We start from the raw sequence: 19,225 nt of genomic DNA on the forward strand, positions 1-19,225 counted from the left end.
CGCGCTTCCCGGAGGAAGGCGGCCCACCGGCCGTCGAACGCCTGGCGTGCGCGGGTCAGCGCACCTCGGTGATCTCGGGTCCGCGCTGGAGCTGGCCCATGCCCCCGGAGAACTTGGAGTTCTCCTGGTCCTCCTGCTGCACACCCTCCGGCACCATCTGCGCGTCGTCGGGGAGCTTGAGGACGATGGGGTCGCGCGGGGCCATCGGGCCGTCGCCACGGACGACCACGGTGTCACGGAAGATGGTCTCCAGCAGGCCCGCGGCCTCCGGCTGCACGGCACCCTGACCGGAGATCACGCCGCGCAGGAACCACCGCGGCCCGTCGACACCGATGAAGCGCACGAGCTGCACGCCGTTGGTCCCGTCCGGCAGCTGTACGGGGACCTGGGCCCGCAGCTCCCAGCCCAGCGGGCCCTCGACCTCGTCGATGATCCCGCCCTGCTGGGTGATGCCCGAGGCGATCTCCTCGCGCACCTCGCCCCAGATGCCTTCCTTCTTGGGCGCCGCGAAGGCCTGCAGCTGCACCGCGCTGTCGCGCAGCACGACGGTGGCCGCGACGATGGCGTCACCGGCGACCTCCACCCGCAGCTCCATGCCCTCGACCCCGGGCACGAAGATGCCGCCGAGGTCCACCCGGCCCTCGCCGGGCCGGGACACCTCGGAGACGTCCCACGGCCCGTCCGGCCGGGGAGCCGGCGGCAGACCGGTGCGGCGTGAACCGCCCGTGCCGCCGTCGTCGCCGCCGAGCTCGTCGGCGACCTGCTCGGCCTCGCGCGCCTCGTCCGCCGTGTCCTCGGCGGAACCACTGTTCTTGCGACGTCCGAACACGTCACTGTCCTTCCCGGTCGGATACGACCGAAGCGTAGCTGTTCCCACCCTGGGTGTTACCGCCCCTGACGCCGTCCACGGCGGCGTGACCGCCGGTGGACCCGAAGCCCCCCTCGGCCCGCGCCGAGCCGGGGAGTTCCGCCACCTCGTGGAAGCGGACCTTCTCGACCTGCTGGACGACCAGTTGGGCAATCCGGTCGAACCGCTCGAACCGCACGGTCTCGCGTGGGTCGAGATTGACCACGATCACCTTGATCTCCCCACGGTACCCGGCGTCAACCGTCCCCGGGGCATTCACCAGGGCGACTCCGCAGCGGGCAGCGAGGCCGGAGCGGGGGTGCACGAAGGCCGCGTAGCCGTCCGGCAGCGCGATCGACACACCGGTGGGCAGGACCGCGCGTTCACCCGGGGCGAGCTCGGCGCCCTCGGTGGTGACCAGGTCGGCCCCGGCGTCGCCGGGATGCCCGTAGGTGGGGACCGGCACCTCCGGGTCCACCCGGCGGATCAGCACGTCGACGGGATGACGCGTCACGGGTTCACCTCGAAGGCGCGGGCCCGCCGGACCTGGTCCGGGTCGGACATGGCCGCCTGGATCTCCTCCGGCCGGCCGTTGTCGATGAAGTGGTCCACCTTGACCTCGACGAAGAGGGCCTCGGCACGGACCGCGACGGGCCCCTCGGGGCCGCCGGTCCGGCCGGTGGCCCGGCAGTAGATCTTCCGGTCGTGCACGGCGGTGACCTCGGCGTCCAGGAAGAGCACCGTGCCGACCGGCACCGGCCGGACGTAGTCGGTCTCCAGGCGTCCGGTCACCGCGATGAGCCGCAGCAGCCAGCTGAGCGCGCCGAGCGTCTCGTCCATGGCCGTCGCCAGGACACCACCGTGCGCGAGCCCGGGGGCGCCCTGGTGGGCGGGCTTCACGGTGAACTCGGCGGTGACCGTCACTCCCTCGCCGGCCCTCGCCTGGAGATGCAGGCCGTGCGGCTGCGCACTGCCACACCCGAAACACTGTTCGTAGTGCGAACCGAGCAGCGCTCCGGGAGGCGGGGCGTCGGGATGCCGCACCGGCCGTGCGGCGCCGGCCGGGGGCGTCAGGCGTGTAGATGTTCCACTCACAGGCGCAGACCTTACCCGCGCGGCCTGCCGCGGGGCGCGCCGTGCCAAGCTTGGCTCCATGCAGCCTTCCGCACCGCCCTTCGACGAACGTCTCACCGCGCCCCGGTCGTGGTGGTTCATCGCCTTCGGGATCGGCATCGCCTGCGCGCTGGTGTTCCTCCCGCTGGGCGCCCTGCCCATGCTCGGCGGCCTGGTGGCCGGCACGGCTGTGGCGGCCGTGGCCGTCAGCTCGTACGGATCCGCGCGGATCCGGGTCGTCGGGGGCGCGCTCGTCGCCGGGGACGCCCGCATCCCGCTGGAGGCACTCGGTGACGCCGAGGCCCTGGACCGGGACGAGGCGCGTGCCTGGCGCTCGTACAAGGCGGATCCCCGCGCCTTCATGCTGCTCCGCAGCTACGTCCCCACCGCGGTACGGGTGAGGATCACGGACCCGGCCGACCCGACGCCGTACGTCTACCTGTCGACGCGGGAGCCGCAGGCGCTCGTGGCGGCGCTGGCGGGCGTGCCCGCCGCCTGAGGCGCTCAGGTTCCCGGGCCGTCGAGGCCTTCGGGCAGCCCCTCGGCAGGCTCCGCGGGCCGGTCCAGCGGCGGGAGGCCGGGGAGCCGGTCCCAGGGGACCTGCCGGCGGCGCAGGTCGCCGCGGACGCGGTCGGCCAGCTTCCTGGTGTCCCGGCGGTTCATCATCGCGCCGACCGCGGCGCCGACCATGAACGGGATGAGGTTGGGCAGGTCGCGCACCATGCGCTTCATGATCTGCTGGCGCAGCTCGCGCTTCATCTGGCCGCCCAGCGCGGCGTTCAGCGTGGTGGGCCGGGAGACGTCGATCCCCCGTTCCTCCGTCCAGGACGTGAGGTAGGCGGTGCTGCGCTGTCCGAGGTTGCCCGGCGGGCGCAGGCCGTAGACCTCGTGGAGCTCGGCGACGAGCTTCATCTCGATGGCGGCCACGCCGGTGATCTCCGCCGCGAGCTCGGCCATCATCGCGGGCGGCACGGGCATCATGGCCGCCGCCCCGATGCCGGCTCCGACGGCCGCGGTGGCCTTGCAGGCGCCGGTGACGAGTTTGTCGGCGAGCTCCTCGGGACCGAGCCCCGGGAAGTGCCTGCGCAGGGTCTCGAGGTCACGCACCGGGACGCGCGGGGCCGTGTCGATGATCCGGTCGGCCAGCTGGGCGACCACGGCTCTGGCGGTCTGCCCGCCCTTGCGCACACCTCGTCGTCCCAGGGTGTGCAGACGGCCGGACCCCGTGGTCTCCTCCGGGCCGTCCTGTCCGGGCCGGGGCGGTGTGTCCGCCGCCCGGACGGCTTCGAGCGAGGCCGGCCGGCCCCGCTCGTCGTCAGGTGTGCCGGGAGAGGCCTGCAGGGCGGCCTGCCGCTCGGCAGTGGGGCTTGCGCCCTCTGCCGGGCCGGTGCCGCCCTGATGCGCCTCCGGCGACTTCGTGCGCCGCAAGCGCCGCTTCCGGAACGGTGTGTCGCCTGCCACGGCCGACGGCCTCAGTCGCAGTCGCGGCAGATCGGCTGGCCGTTCTTCTCACGCGCCAGCTGGCTGCGGTGGTGCACGAGGAAGCAGCTCATGCAGGTGAACTCATCGGCCTGCTTGGGCAGAACCCGTACCGCGAGCTCTTCGTTGGACAGGTCCGCGCCGGGCAGCTCCAGTCCTTCCGCCGCGTCGAACTCGTCCACGTCGACGGCCGATGCCGTCTTGTCGCTCCGACGAGCCTTGAGCTCCTCGAGGCTGTCCTGATCGACGTCGTCGTCGGTCTTCCGTGGGGTGTCGTAATCCGTTGCCATGTCGCTCTCCCCCTCATGGGTGTCTGCGGTGTCTCAGCGCACGTAACGCGTGAGAGGCCGGACTTGTGCCCGACCTGAGGCGGAGATTTTGCCTCACATCAAGGTCTGTTACTCAATCGACACCCGACCCGACCCCTGAGGAGCGATCGGTTCGGGTGGCGATGGGGACCGTACACGGTCCTGTCGCCGCACTTCACGGGCGCCACCCCGTGTACTTCCCGTGATATCACCCCCTGGAAACCCGGACGTTTCCGGGCTTTGAGGGAGAGATGCGTTCACGGAGAGTAGAGGGATGGAAAATCGCTCCTGTGATCGATCACACAGGGACGGGGCGGAGGTGACCCCCTAAAATTCCGCCCAAAGCGAACAGAGTGATCCATTGCGACGTCACATCCCGAAGCCTCTCAGACCGGGAGGGTGACGCGCATCACGAGACCACCGCCCTCACGAGGCTCCGCGATGATACGGCCACCGTGGGCCCGCGCGACGGACCGGGCGATCGACAGGCCGAGACCGACACCCTTGTCGCTGCCCGTGCGTTCCGTACGCAACCGCCGGAAGGGCTCGAAGAGGTTGTCGATCTCGTACGCCGGCACGACAGGACCTGTGTTCGACACCAAAAGGAGCGCCTGTCCGTGCTGGAGTTCCGTGGTGACCTCCACCCAGCCGCCCTCCGCCACGTTGTAGCGGACCGCGTTCTGGACGAGGTTGAGCGCGATCCGCTCCAGGAGGACGCCGTTGCCCTGGACGACGGCCGGTGCCCGCTCGCCGCGGATCTCCACGTCCTTCGTCCCGGCCTCCGTCCGCGCCTGGTCGATGGCCCGGTCGGCCACCTCGGCCAGGTCGACGGGTTTGCGTTCGACGATCTGGTTGTCGCTCCGGGCGAGCAGGAGCAGCCCCTCGACGAGCTGCTCACTGCGCTCGTTGGTGGCCAGGAGCGTCTTGCCCAGCTGCTGCAGCTCCGTGGGGGCCTCCGGGTCGGAGAGGTGCACCTCCAGCAGGGTGCGGTTGATGGCGAGCGGCGTCCGCAGTTCGTGCGAGGCGTTCCCCACGAAACGCTGCTGTGCGGTGAAGGCGCGCTCCAGGCGGTCGAGCATCTCGTCGAACGTGTCGGCGAGCTCCTTGAGCTCGTCGTCCGGGCCGTCCAGCTCGATCCGGCGCGAGAGGTCCGTCCCGGCCACCCGGCGGGCCGTACGCGTGATCCGGCCCAACGGGGACAGCACGCGGCCGGCCATGGCGTAGCCGAAGGCGAAGGCGATGATGCTCAGGCCCACGAGGGCGAGCAGCGACCGGTTCAGCAGGGAGTCCAGCGCCTGCTCGCGCTGGTGGTTGACGCACCTGTTCATCGCCGCGTTGAACGCCTCGGGGGTGGCGTTCTTCGGGAGGTCGCACATTTCGCTGGTGACCTGGCCGGTCACGATCCGGAACGGCAGGTCGCTGCCCACGTTCAGAGCCTGCGCGGCCAGCATGTAGATGATCGAGAGCAGCAGTATGCCGGCGATCAGGAACATTCCGCCGTACAGCAGGGTGAGCCGTATCCGGATCGTCGGACGCAGCCACGGGTAGGGGGCCTCCTGCTGTTTCGGCTCCCAGGTGGGTTTCGGGGGTGCGGCGGCGGCCGGCCGGGGGGAAGCTGGCATCACGCCCTCAGATCCGGTATCCGGAACCGGGCACCGTGACGATGACGGGCGGCTCCCCGAGCTTGCGGCGCAGGGTCATGACCGTCACCCGGACCACGTTGGTGAAGGGGTCGGTGTTCTCGTCCCAGGCCTTCTCCAGCAGCTGCTCGGCCGAGACCACGGCGCCCTCGCTGCGCATCAGGACCTCCAGGACGGCGAACTCCTTGGGAGCGAGCTGGATCTCCTGCTCACCCCGGAAGACCTCGCGGCGGTTGGGGTCGAGCTTGATGCCGGCGCGTTCGAGCACGGGCGGCAGCGCGACCGTCGTGCGCCGGCCCAGGGCGCGCACCCGCGCGGTCAGCTCGCTGAAGGCGAAGGGCTTGGGCAGGTAGTCGTCCGCGCCGAGCTCCAGGCCCTCGACCCGGTCGCTCACGTCCCCGGAGGCCGTGAGCATGAGGACCCGGGTGGGCATGCCGAGCTCGACGATCCTGCGGCAGACGTCGTCACCGTGCACGACGGGAAGATCCCGGTCCAGCACGACGACGTCGTAGTCGTTGACCCCGACGCGCTCCAGGGCGGCAGCCCCGTCGTAGACGACGTCGACGGCCATGGCCTCCCGGCGCAGTCCGGTGGCCACCGCATCGGCGAGCAGCTGCTCGTCCTCGACGACGAGTACGCGCACGGCGCAGTCCTTCCCTAGTTCTCCGGAAATACGGGGAGCGGCCATCTTTCCCGGCCGCTCGCTGCACGTCAGCGGCACCGACTGTGCTCGTCCATCCTGCCTGTAACGCCCATAAACCGGCGGTAAGACGACGCTGCCGTCCCCACGGCGGCAGGGAATCCGGAGGATTTCCGGGCCAGTTGAGGTTTCTCCGGAAGCCCGCCCGGGGAGTACGCATGCACACCCGCGATCACGCCATGCATGTGGCGTGCCACAGCCGTCCCTGTTTCCGGAGGGACTGCGTGATCATCCCGCCTCCGGCCCCGGCCGGGGAACCCCGGGCACACCCCCGTGCCACCGACCCACGACGAGGGGGCGCTTCATGGACGCTTTCACCGCAGGTCTGCTGCAACGAATCAGGACCACCGAATCCGACCTCACCAGGGCTCGTGAGACGGGCGACGACTTCCTCGCGGACGTCGAGCAGGGCGAGCTGGACGACCTGCGCCGCCTGGCGGCCGAGCACGGCGTCGAAATCGGCGCCACGAGCGTCTGAGCCACCACGAGAGGGCCCCGGGAGCCGCAGTCGGCTCCCGGGGCGCGCGCGGGGGGGCGCCCCCCCAGCGGCCCCGCCCCGGGCCCCGCGGGGGGGCGTGGGGGCCGGCGGCCCCGTTCGCCCGGGCCCCCCGGTGGGCCCGCGGGGGCCCCTATCGTGCTGCCGCCCTCACTGCGGCCCCTCCAGGGCCCAGGAGGGGGTCAGTCGTGCCAGGCGCCCAGGTCCTCCAGGATCGCCTGGAGCGGCTCGAAGACACCCGGGCTCGCCGCGACGGCGAGGTCTCCGTCCGCGGGAAGGCCGGGGCGCCCGCCGGTGAGGGCGCCCGCCTCCCTGGCGATGAGGTCGCCGGCGGCCAGGTCCCACGGGTGGAGGCCCCGCTCGTAGTAGCCGTCGAGCCGGCCCGCCGCGACGTCGCAGAGATCGATCGCCGCCGAGCCGCCGCGCCGGATGTCCCGCAGCCGCGGGATCAGCCGCTGGGCGACGGCCGCCTGGTGCGCGCGCACGTCGGTGACGTAGTTGAAGCCGGTGGACACGAGTGCCTGGTCGAGCGGAGGCGCCGGGCGGCAGCGCAGCGGCTCGCCGTTCACGTACGCTCCCGCGCCGAGCACGGCGTGGAACGTCTCGCGGCGCATCGGGGCCTCGACGACGCCCACGACCCGCTCGCCGTCCCGTTCGGCGGCGATCGAGACGGCCCAGGTGGGAAGCCCGTAGAGGTAGTTCACCGTGCCGTCGAGGGGGTCGATGACCCAGCGGACTCCGCTGCTGCCCGGCGAACCCGCTCCCTCCTCGCCGAGGAAGCCGTCGGCCGGACGGCTCTCCGCGAGGAAACCGGTGATCAGCTTCTCCGCGCTGATGTCCATCTCGGTGACGACGTCGATGGGGCTGGACTTCGTCGCGGCCACCCGCAGGTCGGCGGGGCGGCCGTCCCGCAGCAGGGCACCGGCCCGGCGGGCCGCTTCCAGGGCGAGTTCGAGCAGTTCGGACAGGAGGGGGTCGGTCACAACGCTCCAGGGGTGGGTCGCGGAGCCGCCACGGGCGGTCGGTGCCCGTGTGGCGGCGGGGACGGGGCTGCTAGAACGGGCTGTCGGCGCCCGCCGCTGCCGCCTTCGGCGCCCTGGCGGGGCAGCAGCCGGCCGGGCACAGGTCGTGCGAGGGGCCGAGCGCACCCAGTGCGCACCGCTCCACGGGGCGGCCCCGCTCGGCGGCGGCCCGCTCCTCGACGAGCTCGCGCACGGCGGCGGCGAACCGTGGGTCCGCGCCGACCGTGGCGGACCGGCGGACCGGCAGCCCCAGCTCGGCGGCCTTCGCGGCGGCCTCCGTGTCGAGGTCGTAGAGGACCTCCATGTGGTCCGAGACGAATCCGATCGGTGCCATGACGACCGCGGGGACGCCCTCGCCGTGGAGCGCCTCGAGGTGGTCGCAGATGTCCGGCTCCAGCCACGGGATGTGCGGGGCGCCGCTGCGCGACTGGTAGACGAGCCGCCAGGGGTGCTCGACGCCGGTCTCCTCGCGCACGGCCTCGACGATCACCCGGGCGACGTCGAGGTGCTCCGCCACGTACGCACCGCCGTCGCCGTGCGTGGAAGCCGGACCTGAGGTGTCGGCGGCCGCGGTCGGGATGGAGTGCGTGGTGAAGGCCAGGTGCGCCCCCGCCCGGACGTCCTCGGGAAGTCCGGCCAGCGAGGCCAGCACGCCGTCCACCATGGGCCGGACGAAACCGGGGTGGTTGAAGTAGTGCCGCAGCTTGTCCACCCGGGGCACGGGCAGCCCCTCGGCCTCCAGCGCGGCCAGCGACTCGGCGAGGTTCTCGCGGTACTGACGGCAGCCGGAGTACGAGGCGTAGGCGCTGGTCGCGAGTACGGCGATCCGGCGGCGGCCGTCCGCGACCATCTCGCGGAGGGTGTCCGTGAGGTACGGGGCCCAGTTGCGGTTGCCCCAGTACACCGGGAGGTCCAGGCCGTGGTCCGCGAAATCCGTCCGCAGGGCGGCGAGCAGGGCCCTGTTCTGCGCGTTGATCGGGCTCACGCCGCCGAACAGGAAGTAGTGCTTGCCCACCTCCTTGAGCCGTTCCTCCGGGATTCCCCGGCCGCGCGTCACGTTCGCCAGGAACGGGACCACGTCGTCCGGGCCTTCGGGGCCTCCGAAGGAGAGCAGCAGCAGGGCGTCGTAGGGAGCGGGATCGCGCAGATCGGACATGCACCCGATCCTGCCACCCGCCACGGACAGCGCCGCAACCGACATCCTCCCGGCCCGCCGGCGCCGGGACGCCCGTAAGCTGTATCGGCCATCCATACTCCTGACAGGCTTCCCGGAGCTCTCCTTGCCCAGCCCCTACCGCGCCATCTTCGCCGCCCCCGGCACCCTGGGGTTCTCGGCGGCCGGACTCATCGGCCGGATGCCCCTGTCCATGATGGGCATCGGCGTGGTGACGATGGTGTCCCAGATGACCGGCCGCTACGGGCTCGCCGGCGCTCTCTCCGCGACGCTCGCCATGGCGGCGGCCGTCATGGGACCGCAGGTCTCCCGGCTCGTCGACCGGTACGGGCAGCGCCGGGTGCTGCGTCCGGTCACGCTCGTCTCGGCGGCCGCGGTCGCCGGGCTGCTCGTCTGCGCCCAGCAGCGGCTGCCGGACTGGACCCTCTTCGTCTTCGCCGCCGGGGCCGGTTCCGTGCCCAGCATGGGCGCGATGGTGCGGGCCCGCTGGGCGGAGATCTACCGGGGTTCCGCCCGGCAGCTGCACACCGCGTACTCCTGGGAGTCCATCGTCGACGAGGTGTGCTTCATCTTCGGGCCGATCATCTCCATCGGCCTGTCCACCGCCTGGTTCCCCGAGGCCGGACCGCTGCTCGCCGCGGTGTTCCTCGTCACCGGCGTCCTGTGGCTGACCGCCCAGCGCGCCACAGAGCCGCTGCCGCACCCGCGGGCGCACCACTCGGCTGGTTCGGCACTGCGCTCGTCCGGCCTCCGGGTCCTCGTGGCCACCTTCGTCGCGACCGGTGCCATCTTCGGCGCGGTGGACGTGGTGACGGTCGCCTTCGCGGAGGAGCGCGGTCACAAGGCGGCGGCCAGTCTCGTGCTGGCGGTCTACGCCCTGGGTTCCTGCCTCGCCGGGGCGGTGTTCGGCCTGCTGCACCTGCGGGGGCGGCCGTCCACCCGGTGGCTGGTGGGCGTGTGCGCGATGGCCGTGAGTATGATCCCCCTCCAACTGGCCGGGAGCCTGCCGTTCCTGGCCGTGGCGCTCTTCGCCGCGGGCCTCGCCATCGCACCGACGATGGTCACCACGATGGCTCTCGTCGAACAGCACGTACCGCGCGCCCAGCTGACCGAGGGCATGACCTGGACCGGCACCGGACTGGCGGTCGGAGTGGCGCTGGGCTCCTCCGCCGCGGGCTGGGTGGTCGACGCCTCCGGTGCCGGGGCGGGGTACGTGGTGCCCGCGGTGTCGGGAGCGCTCGCGGCCGCGGTGGCGCTGCTGGGGTACCGCCGGCTCGCCGAGCCGGTGCCTACGGGAGGGCGCGGGGAAGATGACCGACACCTACGCACGGACGACGACGAGCACGTGGCGTAACTGGGCGGGCAACGTCACGGCCCGGCCGGTACGGGCCGTCTCCCCCGCCTCCGCCGGGGAGACGGCCGAGGTGCTGCGCAGGGCGTCCGAGGACGGCCTCCGGGTCAAGCCGGTCGGCACCGGGCACTCGTTCACGGCGACCGCCGCCACCGACGGGGTCCTCGTGCGCCCGGACCTGATGGCCGGCATCCGGGACATCGACCGGACGGCCATGACGGTGACGGCCGGGGCCGGGACCCCGCTGGAACGGCTGAACACCGCGCTCGCCCGTGAAGGCCTGTCGCTGACCAACATGGGCGACATCATGGAGCAGACGGTCGCCGGGGCGGTCTCCACCGGCACCCACGGGACCGGCCGCGATTCGGCGTCCCTGTCCGCGCAGATACGGGCGCTGGAGATGGTCACCGCCGACGGCACGGTCCTGCGCTGTTCGCCGGACGAGCACCCGGACGTCTTCGCGGCCGCCCGGACAGGGCTCGGAGCGCTCGGGGTGATCACCGCCGTCACCTTCGCGGTCGAGCCGGTCTTCCTGCTGACGGCCCGCGAGGAACCGATGACCTTCGACCGGGTCACGGCCGACTTCCAGCAGCTCGTCGCCGAGAACGAGCACTTCGAGTTCTACTGGTTCCCCCACACCGGCAACTGCAACACCAAGCGCAACAACCGCAGCGCGGGCCCCGCCGCCCCACCCGGAAAAATCAGCGGCTGGATCGAGGACGAGCTCCTGTCCAACGGGGTCTTCCAGGTCGCGTGCTCGGTCGGCCGGGCGGTCCCGGCGGCCGTCCCCGCCCTCGCGCGGATCGCCAGCCGCGCCCTCTCCGCCCGCACGTACACGGACATCCCGTACAAGGTCTTCACCAGCCCGCGGCGGGTGAGGTTCGTCGAAATGGAGTACGCCCTGCCGCGCGAGGCCGCGGTGGACGCCCTGCGCGAGCTCAAGGCCATGGTCGAGCGCTCGCCCCTGCGCGTCGGCTTCCCGGTGGAGGTCCGCACCGCGCCGGCGGACGACATCACGCTCTCCACCGCCTCGGACCGGGAGAGCGTGTACATCGCGGTGCACCTGTACAGAGGTACCCCGTACCAGGCGTACTTCACCGCCGTCGAACGGATCATGACCGGCTACGCGGGCCGCCCGCACTGGGGCAAGATCCACACCCGGGACGCCGGCCACCTGGCCGGCCTCTACCCCCGCTTCGGCGAGTTCACCGCCCTGCGGGACCGGCTCGACCCCGGCCGGCTGTTCGCCAACGACTACCTGCGCCGGATACTCGGCGACTGATCGCGGGGGCGTGCCCCGGCCGGTGATCGCGTCGGGCGGGCCGGCCAGGACCCGGGACGCCGCCGGCCGGGCCGGGCATCCTCCCGGCCCGGTGGCGGTCATCGAGGCCGGTGGCGGTCATCCGGCCCGACGGCGGTCACCGGCCGGTGGCCGGGTCGTCCTGGCCTTCCTGGTCTCCGTCCCCGCCCGCCGGGGTGTCACCCGGCGCGGCCGGGTCCGGCGAGGCAGGGGCGCTGCCGTCGGACGTGGCCGGGCCGGTGGGTTCCGGCGCCGTACCGCCGCCGGTCGTGGAGGGCGTTGGGTCCGGCTCCGTCGGCGACGTGCCGCCGTCCCCGGTGCCGGGCGCGGAGCTCCGGCCGCCGTCGGGGTCCGTCGCCGGTGCGGACGGTTCGGCCCCGCCGGGCTCACGGTCCTCCGTGCCCGTGCCCGTGCCCGTGCTCCGCTCCGGGTCCGTGCCGCCGGTGGGGCCCGGGTCGGTGGACGCACCCCCGTGGCCGCCGCGCACCACCGAACCGAACGTCGTGCCGCCGCCCCCGCTGAGGTCGGTGCCCGAGGCCAGTTCGTACACCGTGATGCCGCCCATGGACACGGCGAAGACGGCGACGGCGGCCAAAGCCGGACGCTTCCAGCCGCGGACGCGGGTGCCATGGGTACGCGCCTCGGAGTACACGTCCGCCGGACCGCCGGCCACCTGCCCCATCAGCCGCGTGCGCCCGGGGTCGTCCCCGATCGGCCGGGCGTGTCCCGGGTCCCCGTCCGGCGGTCCGCCGAGCGCGGAGCCGTCGCCCGCCGGCCCCGCGCCGTGGGGGCCGACCCGGCCGAGGATCCTCGTACGCTCCGGGTCCGGTGCGCCGGACGGGCCCGGGCCCGCCGCGCCGACCGCGCCGAGCATCTGTGTGCGCTCCGCGTCGTTCGTGCGCCCCGGCGCGCGGTCGAGGTCCTGCCGAGCCGCCCGGAACACCGCCGTCGCGTCGTCCTCGGGCTTCCGGGCGGCCGCGCCCTTCGTGCGGACGGTCACCTGCCGGCCCGCCGGGTGCTTGACCTGGACCGTGACCTCGCGGATCTGTTCCCCCGTACGGCGGAAGAAGTGCTGGAAGACCGAGCCGCCGCAGGTCGCCACCACGCTCATCACGCCCGCGCCGGCGATCGTCCCGTACACGCCCAGCTGCGACGCCATCACCGCGGCCGCGACCGCCGCCACGGCGCTGCCCGCGACCTGCGGCAGGCTCAGATCTATGCGCTTCTCCCCGGGTTCCGCATCCCCTTGCGGCTTCTGCACCATTACCAGCCCTTGCTCGACAACCACCCCACCTTGCACCAGGAAGGGACATATGAGCGAAGCGGATGGTTCCGGTTCCGGAGGTTGTGTGAAGCAGCACACGCCGTGCGGGCCCGTCACGGACGGGTCCGGGCGGCCGACCAGAAGTCCGGCGGCGCGCCGGTCCACCCACCATGGCCCGAATGGAGTACTGTGGCGAGCCCTGGGGCCGGACTCCCGCATGGGTGACCGGGACTTACGGGAGAGGCCTGAGACGGCACTCGAACCGGCGGCGCCGCGGCATCGCACGGGCGCCCGCGGCACGGGGCGACCATCAGGTCGCCGTGCGTCGCGAACAGGTAACCGTGCCACCGTGTCGATCCAGGGCCAAGGCCCGACACGCCGGGGAACTTGGCAAGGTTGTGGCAGGCTGAACCCGGGCAGGTCACACTCGACTAGCGGAAGCAGCGACGCACGTGACGTCGGCAGGCACCACCCGGGAGGTTCCCATGCCCGAACTGCGTGTCGTGGCCGTCTCGAACGACGGCACACGACTGGTGCTCAAGGCTGCGGACAGCACGGAGTACACGCTTCCGATCGACGAGCGGCTCCGTGCCGCCGTCCGCAATGACCGCGCACGGCTCGGCCAGATCGAGATCGAGGTGGAGAGCCACCTCCGCCCCCGGGACATCCAGGCGCGGATACGAGCCGGTGCCTCCGCCGAAGAGGTGGCCCAGTTCGCCGGGATCCCGGTGGACCGAGTGCGGCGCTTCGAGGGTCCCGTGCTCGCCGAGCGGGCGTTCATGGCCGAGCGCGCCCGGAAGACACCCGTGCGCCGCCCCGGGGAGAACGCCGGCCCCCAGCTCGGCGAAACGGTGCAGGAGCGCCTCCTGCTCCGCGGCGCGGACAGGGAGACGGTCCAGTGGGACTCCTGGCGGCGGGACGACGGCACCTGGGAGGTCCTCCTGGTCTACCGCGTCGCGGGCGAGCCGCACTCGGCGAGCTGGACGTACGACCCGCCTCGGCGGCTCGTACAGGCCCTGGACGACGAGGCGCGCTCACTGATCGGTGAGACCGATGACGTCGCCGCTCCGGAGCCGAGCTTCCCGTTCGTGCCCCGGATCGCCCGGCTGCCGCGCGACCGGCCGCTGGACCGCGCGCTCGACCGCCAGATCGAGCGCCCCCTCCCGCCCGTCCCGGATCCGGACGAGCGGATCGGCGGTGTGTCGGCCGGCGAGCGCGATTCGCTGACCAGTCTGCTGGAGGCCGTACCGAGCTTCCGTGGCGACATGGTGGTGCCCGAGCGGCCCTCCCAGCCCGAACCGCCCGCGATCGAGCCGGCCTCGCAGGAGCCCGAGGCCGACGAGCCTCCCGCCGCGGCCTCCGCGGGCGCCGGTTCGCCCACCGCCGCCGTCCTGATGCCGCGGGCGGGGGCCGGCCACCGCGACCGGCTGACGGGGACGACGGACCGGCAGGCCGAGGCGGACGGCGTACGTCCGGGCCGCCGGGCCGCGGTGCCCAGCTGGGACGAGATCGTGTTCGGCACCCGCAGGAAGAAGCAGGACTGAGGTCTCGGGACCGGCGCGCGGTCCAGGGGCTGGGGGCGCCCCCTTGCATGGCGAGGGCCCGCACACCCGTGCGGGCCCTCGCCCGGCGTGTGGCCGGGCAGGCGTCAGCGGGGCTCGGGCCCGGTGGCGACGGGACGGGACGGGTCGGACGACCACTCCGACCAGGAGCCCGCGTACAGCGCCGCCCGCTGTCCGGCGATCTCCAGCGCCAGCACCTCATGGGCGCCCGAGACCCCCGATCCGCAGTACACGCCGACCTCGGTCGTCCCGTCGGCTCCCAGCGCGGCGAACCGGGAGGCCAGCGAGGCGGCGGGCAGGAAACGCCCGTCCTCGGTGACGTTCCCGGTCGTCGGGGCGGAAACGGCTCCGGGGACGTGGCCGCCCACGCGGTCGATCGGCTCGACGTCCCCCCGGTAGCGTTCGGCGGCCCGCGCGTCGAGCAGGAGACCGGACCGGGCGAGTGCCGCCGCACCGTCCGCGTCCAGGAGGGGGAGCGAACCGGGCTCCGGCCGGAAGTCACCGGGGGCCGGGCTCGGGATGTCGTCGCTGAGCTCGCCGGTCCAGGCCGCGAGACCGCCGTCCAGCACCCGTACGTCACCGTGCCCTGTCCACCGGAGCAGCCACCACGCGCGGGCCGCCGCCCAGCCCTGGCCTCCGTCGTAGACCACCACCGGCCTGTCGTGTGAGACACCGGCGCGCCGCATGACGGCCCCGAACGCCTCGGGGTCGGGCAGGGGGTGCCGGCCGCCGCTGCCCGCGGGGCCGGCCAGCTCCGCGTCGAGATCGACGAACACGGCGCCGGGGATGTGACCGGCCTCGTAGTCGGCTCGGCCGTGCGGGCCGCCGAGCTGCCAGCGGACGTCCAGGAGAACGGGCGGGCGCGGTCCCGCAGCCTCGCGCGCGTATGCGGATGCGGTGATGATGGGCTCCATGCGTGCCATCCTCTCGCAGCGACGCTGCCGTGCGGCACGGTACCGGAGACGGCCTCGGTAGGCACATACCGGGTCAGAGTGGTCTTCCTCGTGACCGGAACCCCGAAACGCGGCGCGGCCGGGGTGTACGGGGCGCCCGGTGGTGCGAGCATCTGCACGGAGCGTACGCGCCCGCTTCCGGACCGCAGCGGGCGCGTCGGCTCGCGTTCGCCGTACGGCTCGGCCCCTCCCCCGTACGGTCACCACGATGGTGCGAGGAGAGACGAAGAATGATCGAGGCTGCCGCCCGGCGCGTACCCGGAGCCCCGTGCTGGGTGAGTCTGATCGTGCACGACCTGGCCGCGACGCAGGAGTTCTACGGCCGGCTGTTCGGCTGGGAGTTCCGGCCGGGGCCGGACGAGCTGGGCCCCTACGTCCGCGCCCTGCTGCGCGGGAAGGATGTGGCCGGCATCGGCCGGCTGCCTCCCGACCGGCACCTCCCCGTCGCCTGGACGACCTACCTCGCCACGGAGGACGCCGACGCGACGGCCGAGGCGGTCCGCTCCTGCGGCGGGACCCTGGCCGTCGGGCCGCTGGACGCCGGTCGCGCGGGCCGCCTGGCGATCGTGTCCGACCCGGGCGGGGCCGTCTTCGGCGTGTGGCAGGCCGCCGAGCACCTCGGGACGGCTCTCTCGGGCCTTCCGGGGACTCCGGTCTGGAACGAACTGGTCACGCGTGAGACGGCGTCGGTCGCGAAGTTCTACCAGGTGGTGTTCGGTTTCGAGGCCGAAGCCGAAGTCTCGGCCGACTTCGACTACCAGACCCTGCACCTGAAGGGCAGGCCCGTGGCGGCCCTGCACGGCGTGGGGCACGCCCTGCCGCGCGACCGGGGGCCCCACTGGATGACCTACTTCGAGGTCGCCGACACGGACGAGGCCGCGGCGCACGTGGCGGAGCTCGGCGGACGCGTCCTGCAACCGCCACGGGACAGCCCGGGCGGGAGGCTGGCCACGGTCGCCGACCCGGAGGGTGCGGTGTTCACCGTCCAGCGGTCTGCTGTGAGCTGAGCGCAGACCACCACGTGCAGCGGGCGGACGGTGTACGGGCCGGGGTGACGGGCGGGGCGCCCGGCGGCGGGCTCGACCGGCACGTGGTCGACGACGGGGTGCACCGGTACGTCAACGGGAAACCGCGCTCGACGAGCGCCTTCCCGGACGGGCGGGGAGTCGGCCCGCAGATCGCGCTGCCGCCGGAAGGCCGCTGGACGGGCCTGCTGCCCCGTGGAGGCCACCCGGCGGCCGAACGGGGGCCCGCAGGCACGGCCGGGGCGGGCACGGGGCGACCGCTCCGCGGTGCGCGGCGTGCTGGAGGTGAAGCCGGGTCCGTGCGCCACCGCGCCGCGGTCAGGCGTGGTTGACCGGGAGGACGTCCGGCGAGAGGGTGCCGGCGAGTGCCGTGGCACTCGTCATGCGCCGGCGGTGGTGGCGACGGCAGAGCACCTCGTAACCGGTCTCGGCCGCCGGGCGGTTCACGTCGCCGACCACCACCTGGGCGCCCTCGACGACCATCTCGCCTCCGACCGTGCGCGCGTTGTGCGTCGCACGGGCCCCGCACCAGCACAGGGCCTCGACCTGGAGGGCCTCTATGCGGTCGGCCAGCTCGATCAGGCGCTGCGAACCCGGGAAGAGCTTCGTGCGGAAGTCCGTCGTGATGCCGAAGGCGAACACGTCCATACCGAGATCGTCCACGATCCGTGCCAACTGGTCGATCTGCGCCGGGGCCAGGAACTGCGCCTCGTCCACGATCACGTAGTCGACACGGCCGCCCTTGGACAGCTGACCGACCAGATAGGCGTACAGGTCCATGTCCTCCCCGGCCTCCACGGCCTCCGTCACCAGGCCGAGGCGCGAGGACAGCTTCCCCTCCCCCGCCCGGTCGTCACGGGTGAAGATCACTCCCTGGAGCCCCCGGGCCGAGCGGTTGTGACCGATCTGCAGGGCCAGCGTGCTCTTTCCGCAGTCCATCGTTCCGGAGAAGAACACAAGCTCGGGCATGAGGGGTCGGACGCCTTTCGGGTGTGGTGCGGGGGGGCGGGGCACAGGGCGCGGCCGGCAGGGGACGCGGGGCGGGCACGTGGGCTACGAGCGTACTTCCAGGAGGGGGACCAGCTGTTCCGCGGCCGTCAGCGAGCCGTGCATGCCGGTCATCGCCGACTCGTGGGGCTCGTTCACCGACGCGGTGATCACCACGTCGTCGTGGGCCGCCGCGACCACGTCGCCGATCCTGCCGTACACCCGCTCGTCGATCCGCGGACCGAACCAGCCCGCCGCGACGGCCTCGTCGCGGCTCGCCACCCAGAACTGCTCACCCAGCACCTCGCGCCAGACCGTCAGCACGTCCGCCTCGGCACCCGGGACCGCGTAGACGTGCCGGGCACGGCCTTCGCCGCCGAGCAGCGCGACTCCGGCGCGCAGCTCCCAGTCCTCGTCGAAGTCGATCCGGGAGTGCTCGTCGAAGGGGATGTCGATCATGCCGTGGTCGGCGGTGATGTACAGCGCGGAGCGGGGCGGGAGCTGTTCGGCGAGACGCCGGGCGAGCCCGTCGGCGTACATGAGCTGCCCGCGCCAGGCGTCGGAGTCGACGCCGAAGCGGTGGCCCTTGCCGTCGACCTCGCTGTAGTAGGTGTAGACGAGGGATCTGTCGCCGGCGGCGAGCCGTTCGGCGGCGACGTCCATGCGCTCCTCACCGGAGAGCCGGCCGAGGAAGGAACCGCCGCTGAGCGCGACCTTGGTGAGCGGTGTCTGCTCGAAGGAGGGCGCGGAGACCTGGGCCGTGCGCACACCCGCCGCGTCGGCGAGCTGGAAGACGGTCGGGTACGGCTGCCAGACCTTGGGCGCGGTCCACGGCCGCCAGCGGAGCTGGTTCATCAGCTCGCCCGTCTCGGGGTTGCGGACCGTGTAGCCGGGGAGGCCGTGTTCGCCGGGAGGCAGACCCGTCCCCACCGAGGCGAGCGAGGTGGCCGTCGTGGACGGGAAGCCCGCCGTGACGGGCCGGCCGGTGCCGCCCCGGGAGGTGGGGAGCAGGGAGTGCAGGAACGGCGCCTCGTCGGGGTGCGCCTTGATCTGCTCCCAGCCGAGCCCGTCGATCAGGAAGACGCAGTTGCGGTCGGCGGGGGGAAGCTCGGGAATCCGCGCCTCGAAGCCGGGGACCTCCAGGCCGGCGGCGAGCGTCGGCAGCAGATCCGCGAGGGACCCGCTCCCGTACTCGGGCACGGGGGCGGTGTCGGGAGCGAGCAGAACGGGATCCTGCCAGGCCGGCTGGGCCATCAGCGGCCGGTCGCCGCGGTCGCGGCCGTGGCCTCGGAGAGGGACTGCGCGAAGGCCAGGGTCTGGCGCACCGTGTCCGGGCCGTCCCCGGCCTCGCTGACACGCAGGCTGAGGTCGTCGGCGGTGGAGCTGCCGGTGTAGCCGTGGTCCGCCTCGCAGTTGGCGTCGCCGCAGGCGGCGGGCTCCAGGTCGATGCGGGAGACGGCGCCCCACCCGATCGTCAGGACGACCTCGCGGGGCAGGGTCCCGGTCACGTACTTCTCCGGGTCGGCGACCACGCGGCTGACGACGACGGACGAGATCCGGTCCAGCTTGACCGACTCGGTGGACGTCGTGGCGTACGGCGTCGGGGAGCTCGTGTCGGCGGCCTGCTCGTCGGTGTGGCTGACGATGAAGCGGGTGTCCGTCAGCACGAGGACCGTGACGTGGCGGCGCACCTCGTTGGAGTCGAAGGTGGTCTCCTGGTGCACCAGGTACGAAGCGACCGGCTCCCCGCCGACGGCGGCCTCCACCGCCTCGGCCACGAGGGCCGGGTAGTAGCCGCTGCGCTCGATCGCCGCGCGCAGCCCCTGGGTCGTCGTACCGGTCTTTGCCATGCGGACCATCCTACGGGGGGCGGGTGACTGCCGGGGACGCCGTGCACGGGTCGGCCCGGGGCCCCGCGGCCTGTGCGCCGTGCAGCGGTGTGCCGCCACCCCTGGGCGCAGCGACGTGGAGCGGTGTGCGCCGTGGTGGACACCTCGGCCCGGT

The 19,225-nt window shown here is 73.2% G+C and carries 20 protein-coding genes; 6 read left to right on the forward strand and 14 right to left on the reverse strand.

Annotation, left to right across the window (positions count from 1 at the left end; translation table 11 throughout):
* Window positions 1–55 precede the first annotated feature (55 nt).
* Genes ABZ371_RS13335 through ABZ371_RS13345 form a run of 3 tightly spaced genes read right to left on the reverse strand, consistent with a single transcriptional unit; the run spans window position 56 to window position 1,942 of the window.
* On the reverse strand, window positions 56–829 hold the full coding sequence (locus ABZ371_RS13335) for a DUF3710 domain-containing protein (protein WP_358677808.1): 774 nt from the start codon (window positions 827–829) through the stop codon (window positions 56–58).
* A gap of 1 nt (window position 830) precedes the next feature.
* Window positions 831–1,361 carry a dUTP diphosphatase gene (dut, locus tag ABZ371_RS13340; RefSeq protein ID WP_358677811.1) on the reverse strand — a complete coding sequence of 177 codons (531 nt, stop codon included), beginning with the start codon at window positions 1,359–1,361 and terminating at the stop codon, window positions 831–833.
* Entirely contained in the window at window positions 1,358–1,942 is a 585-nt protein-coding gene (locus ABZ371_RS13345; protein ID WP_358677814.1) for a PaaI family thioesterase, read from the reverse strand. The genes dut and ABZ371_RS13345 overlap by 4 nt, the downstream gene beginning before the upstream one ends.
* 58 nt (window positions 1,943–2,000) lie before the next feature.
* On the opposite strand from ABZ371_RS13345, the gene ABZ371_RS13350 reads away from it, so the two are divergent.
* Entirely contained in the window at window positions 2,001–2,459 is a 459-nt protein-coding gene (locus ABZ371_RS13350) for a DUF3093 domain-containing protein (protein WP_358677816.1), read from the forward strand.
* A gap of 5 nt (window positions 2,460–2,464) precedes the next feature.
* Here the strand turns inward: ABZ371_RS13350 and ABZ371_RS13355 are convergent, their stop codons facing one another.
* The 4 genes from ABZ371_RS13355 to ABZ371_RS13370 form a co-directional block, all read right to left on the reverse strand.
* Entirely contained in the window at window positions 2,465–3,421 is a 957-nt protein-coding gene (locus ABZ371_RS13355) for a hypothetical protein (RefSeq protein WP_358677819.1), read from the reverse strand.
* Window positions 3,422–3,432: 11 nt separating this feature from the next.
* Window positions 3,433–3,729 carry a DUF4193 domain-containing protein gene (locus ABZ371_RS13360; protein WP_003965732.1) on the reverse strand — a complete coding sequence of 99 codons (297 nt, stop codon included), beginning with the start codon at window positions 3,727–3,729 and terminating at the stop codon, window positions 3,433–3,435.
* Between the two features lie 404 nt (window positions 3,730–4,133).
* Entirely contained in the window at window positions 4,134–5,369 is a 1,236-nt protein-coding gene (locus tag ABZ371_RS13365) for an ATP-binding protein (protein WP_358677833.1), read from the reverse strand.
* A gap of 7 nt (window positions 5,370–5,376) precedes the next feature.
* Complete coding sequence (locus tag ABZ371_RS13370; RefSeq protein WP_358677835.1) at window positions 5,377–6,030, reverse strand: response regulator transcription factor; 654 nt, start codon at window positions 6,028–6,030, stop codon at window positions 5,377–5,379.
* Between the two features lie 361 nt (window positions 6,031–6,391).
* On the opposite strand from ABZ371_RS13370, the gene ABZ371_RS13375 reads away from it, so the two are divergent.
* Window positions 6,392–6,565, forward strand: a complete 174-nt coding sequence (locus ABZ371_RS13375) for a hypothetical protein (RefSeq protein ID WP_358677838.1) — start codon at window positions 6,392–6,394, stop codon at window positions 6,563–6,565.
* Window positions 6,566–6,765: 200 nt separating this feature from the next.
* Here ABZ371_RS13375 and ABZ371_RS13380 read toward each other — a convergent pair whose 3' ends face one another.
* Window positions 6,766–7,566: an inositol monophosphatase family protein gene (locus tag ABZ371_RS13380; RefSeq protein WP_358677840.1), complete on the reverse strand. Its 801-nt coding sequence runs from the start codon at window positions 7,564–7,566 to the stop codon at window positions 6,766–6,768.
* Window positions 7,567–7,636: 70 nt separating this feature from the next.
* A complete protein-coding gene (locus ABZ371_RS13385) occupies window positions 7,637–8,761 on the reverse strand; it encodes a ferrochelatase (protein WP_358677843.1) in 1,125 nt (374 codons plus the stop codon).
* A 124-nt stretch (window positions 8,762–8,885) separates the two neighbouring features.
* On the opposite strand from ABZ371_RS13385, the gene ABZ371_RS13390 reads away from it, so the two are divergent.
* Window positions 8,886–10,133, forward strand: a complete 1,248-nt coding sequence (locus ABZ371_RS13390; RefSeq protein WP_358677846.1) for an MFS transporter — start codon at window positions 8,886–8,888, stop codon at window positions 10,131–10,133.
* A complete protein-coding gene (locus tag ABZ371_RS13395) occupies window positions 10,090–11,412 on the forward strand; it encodes a D-arabinono-1,4-lactone oxidase (RefSeq protein WP_358677849.1) in 1,323 nt (440 codons plus the stop codon). Before ABZ371_RS13390 ends, ABZ371_RS13395 begins: the two co-directional genes overlap by 44 nt.
* 136 nt (window positions 11,413–11,548) lie before the next feature.
* Here ABZ371_RS13395 and ABZ371_RS13400 read toward each other — a convergent pair whose 3' ends face one another.
* Window positions 11,549–12,694 carry a hypothetical protein gene (locus ABZ371_RS13400; protein ID WP_358677851.1) on the reverse strand — a complete coding sequence of 382 codons (1,146 nt, stop codon included), beginning with the start codon at window positions 12,692–12,694 and terminating at the stop codon, window positions 11,549–11,551.
* A 485-nt stretch (window positions 12,695–13,179) separates the two neighbouring features.
* Between ABZ371_RS13400 and sepH the strand changes: the two genes are divergently transcribed.
* The gene (gene sepH, locus ABZ371_RS13405; RefSeq protein WP_358677854.1) at window positions 13,180–14,238 is read left to right on the forward strand and encodes a septation protein SepH; all 1,059 of its coding nucleotides are present in this window, start codon (window positions 13,180–13,182) and stop codon (window positions 14,236–14,238) included.
* Between the two features lie 104 nt (window positions 14,239–14,342).
* Here the strand turns inward: sepH and ABZ371_RS13410 are convergent, their stop codons facing one another.
* Window positions 14,343–15,170 carry a sulfurtransferase gene (locus tag ABZ371_RS13410; RefSeq protein WP_358677857.1) on the reverse strand — a complete coding sequence of 276 codons (828 nt, stop codon included), beginning with the start codon at window positions 15,168–15,170 and terminating at the stop codon, window positions 14,343–14,345.
* 269 nt (window positions 15,171–15,439) lie between these two features.
* Here ABZ371_RS13410 and ABZ371_RS13415 point away from each other — a divergent pair, with 269 nt between their 5' ends.
* Entirely contained in the window at window positions 15,440–16,216 is a 777-nt protein-coding gene (locus ABZ371_RS13415; RefSeq protein WP_358677859.1) for a VOC family protein, read from the forward strand.
* Window positions 16,217–16,552: 336 nt separating this feature from the next.
* Here ABZ371_RS13415 and ABZ371_RS13420 read toward each other — a convergent pair whose 3' ends face one another.
* The 3 genes from ABZ371_RS13420 to ABZ371_RS13430 all read right to left on the reverse strand — a co-directional run bounded on the left by ABZ371_RS13420 (window position 16,553) and on the right by ABZ371_RS13430 (window position 19,071).
* Window positions 16,553–17,203, reverse strand: coding sequence for a thymidine kinase (locus tag ABZ371_RS13420; RefSeq protein ID WP_358677862.1), 651 nt, complete (start codon window positions 17,201–17,203; stop codon window positions 16,553–16,555).
* Window positions 17,204–17,287: 84 nt separating this feature from the next.
* Window positions 17,288–18,475 (reverse strand): nucleotide pyrophosphatase/phosphodiesterase family protein, encoded by a 1,188-nt coding sequence (locus ABZ371_RS13425; RefSeq protein WP_358677864.1) that lies wholly within the window; start codon window positions 18,473–18,475, stop codon window positions 17,288–17,290.
* Window positions 18,475–19,071, reverse strand: a complete 597-nt coding sequence (locus ABZ371_RS13430) for a DUF5998 family protein (protein WP_358677867.1) — start codon at window positions 19,069–19,071, stop codon at window positions 18,475–18,477. The genes ABZ371_RS13425 and ABZ371_RS13430 overlap by 1 nt, the downstream gene beginning before the upstream one ends.
* Window positions 19,072–19,225 lie beyond the last annotated feature (154 nt).

It is taken from the genome of Streptomyces sp. NPDC005899 (assembly GCF_040629645.1).
Lineage (GTDB): Bacteria > Actinomycetota > Actinomycetes > Streptomycetales > Streptomycetaceae > Streptomyces.

What these genes read in the sequence shown, in the direction of transcription:
- ABZ371_RS13430 (WP_358677867.1), bottom strand. Translation starts at nt 19,071, where the DNA reads ATGGCAAAGACCGGTACGACGACCCAGGGGCTGCGCGCGGCGATCGAG.
- ABZ371_RS13410 (WP_358677857.1), bottom strand. Translation starts at nt 15,170, where the DNA reads ATGGAGCCCATCATCACCGCATCCGCATACGCGCGCGAGGCTGCGGGA.
- ABZ371_RS13360 (WP_003965732.1), bottom strand. Translation starts at nt 3,729, where the DNA reads ATGGCAACGGATTACGACACCCCACGGAAGACCGACGACGACGTCGAT.
- ABZ371_RS13420 (WP_358677862.1), bottom strand. Translation starts at nt 17,203, where the DNA reads ATGCCCGAGCTTGTGTTCTTCTCCGGAACGATGGACTGCGGAAAGAGC.
- sepH (WP_358677854.1), top strand. Translation starts at nt 13,180, where the DNA reads ATGCCCGAACTGCGTGTCGTGGCCGTCTCGAACGACGGCACACGACTG.
- ABZ371_RS13375 (WP_358677838.1), top strand. Translation starts at nt 6,392, where the DNA reads ATGGACGCTTTCACCGCAGGTCTGCTGCAACGAATCAGGACCACCGAA.
- ABZ371_RS13365 (WP_358677833.1), bottom strand. Translation starts at nt 5,369, where the DNA reads ATGCCAGCTTCCCCCCGGCCGGCCGCCGCCGCACCCCCGAAACCCACC.
- ABZ371_RS13350 (WP_358677816.1), top strand. Translation starts at nt 2,001, where the DNA reads ATGCAGCCTTCCGCACCGCCCTTCGACGAACGTCTCACCGCGCCCCGG.
- ABZ371_RS13395 (WP_358677849.1), top strand. Translation starts at nt 10,090, where the DNA reads ATGACCGACACCTACGCACGGACGACGACGAGCACGTGGCGTAACTGG.
- ABZ371_RS13425 (WP_358677864.1), bottom strand. Translation starts at nt 18,475, where the DNA reads ATGGCCCAGCCGGCCTGGCAGGATCCCGTTCTGCTCGCTCCCGACACC.
- ABZ371_RS13385 (WP_358677843.1), bottom strand. Translation starts at nt 8,761, where the DNA reads ATGTCCGATCTGCGCGATCCCGCTCCCTACGACGCCCTGCTGCTGCTC.
- ABZ371_RS13400 (WP_358677851.1), bottom strand. Translation starts at nt 12,694, where the DNA reads ATGGTGCAGAAGCCGCAAGGGGATGCGGAACCCGGGGAGAAGCGCATA.
- ABZ371_RS13415 (WP_358677859.1), top strand. Translation starts at nt 15,440, where the DNA reads ATGATCGAGGCTGCCGCCCGGCGCGTACCCGGAGCCCCGTGCTGGGTG.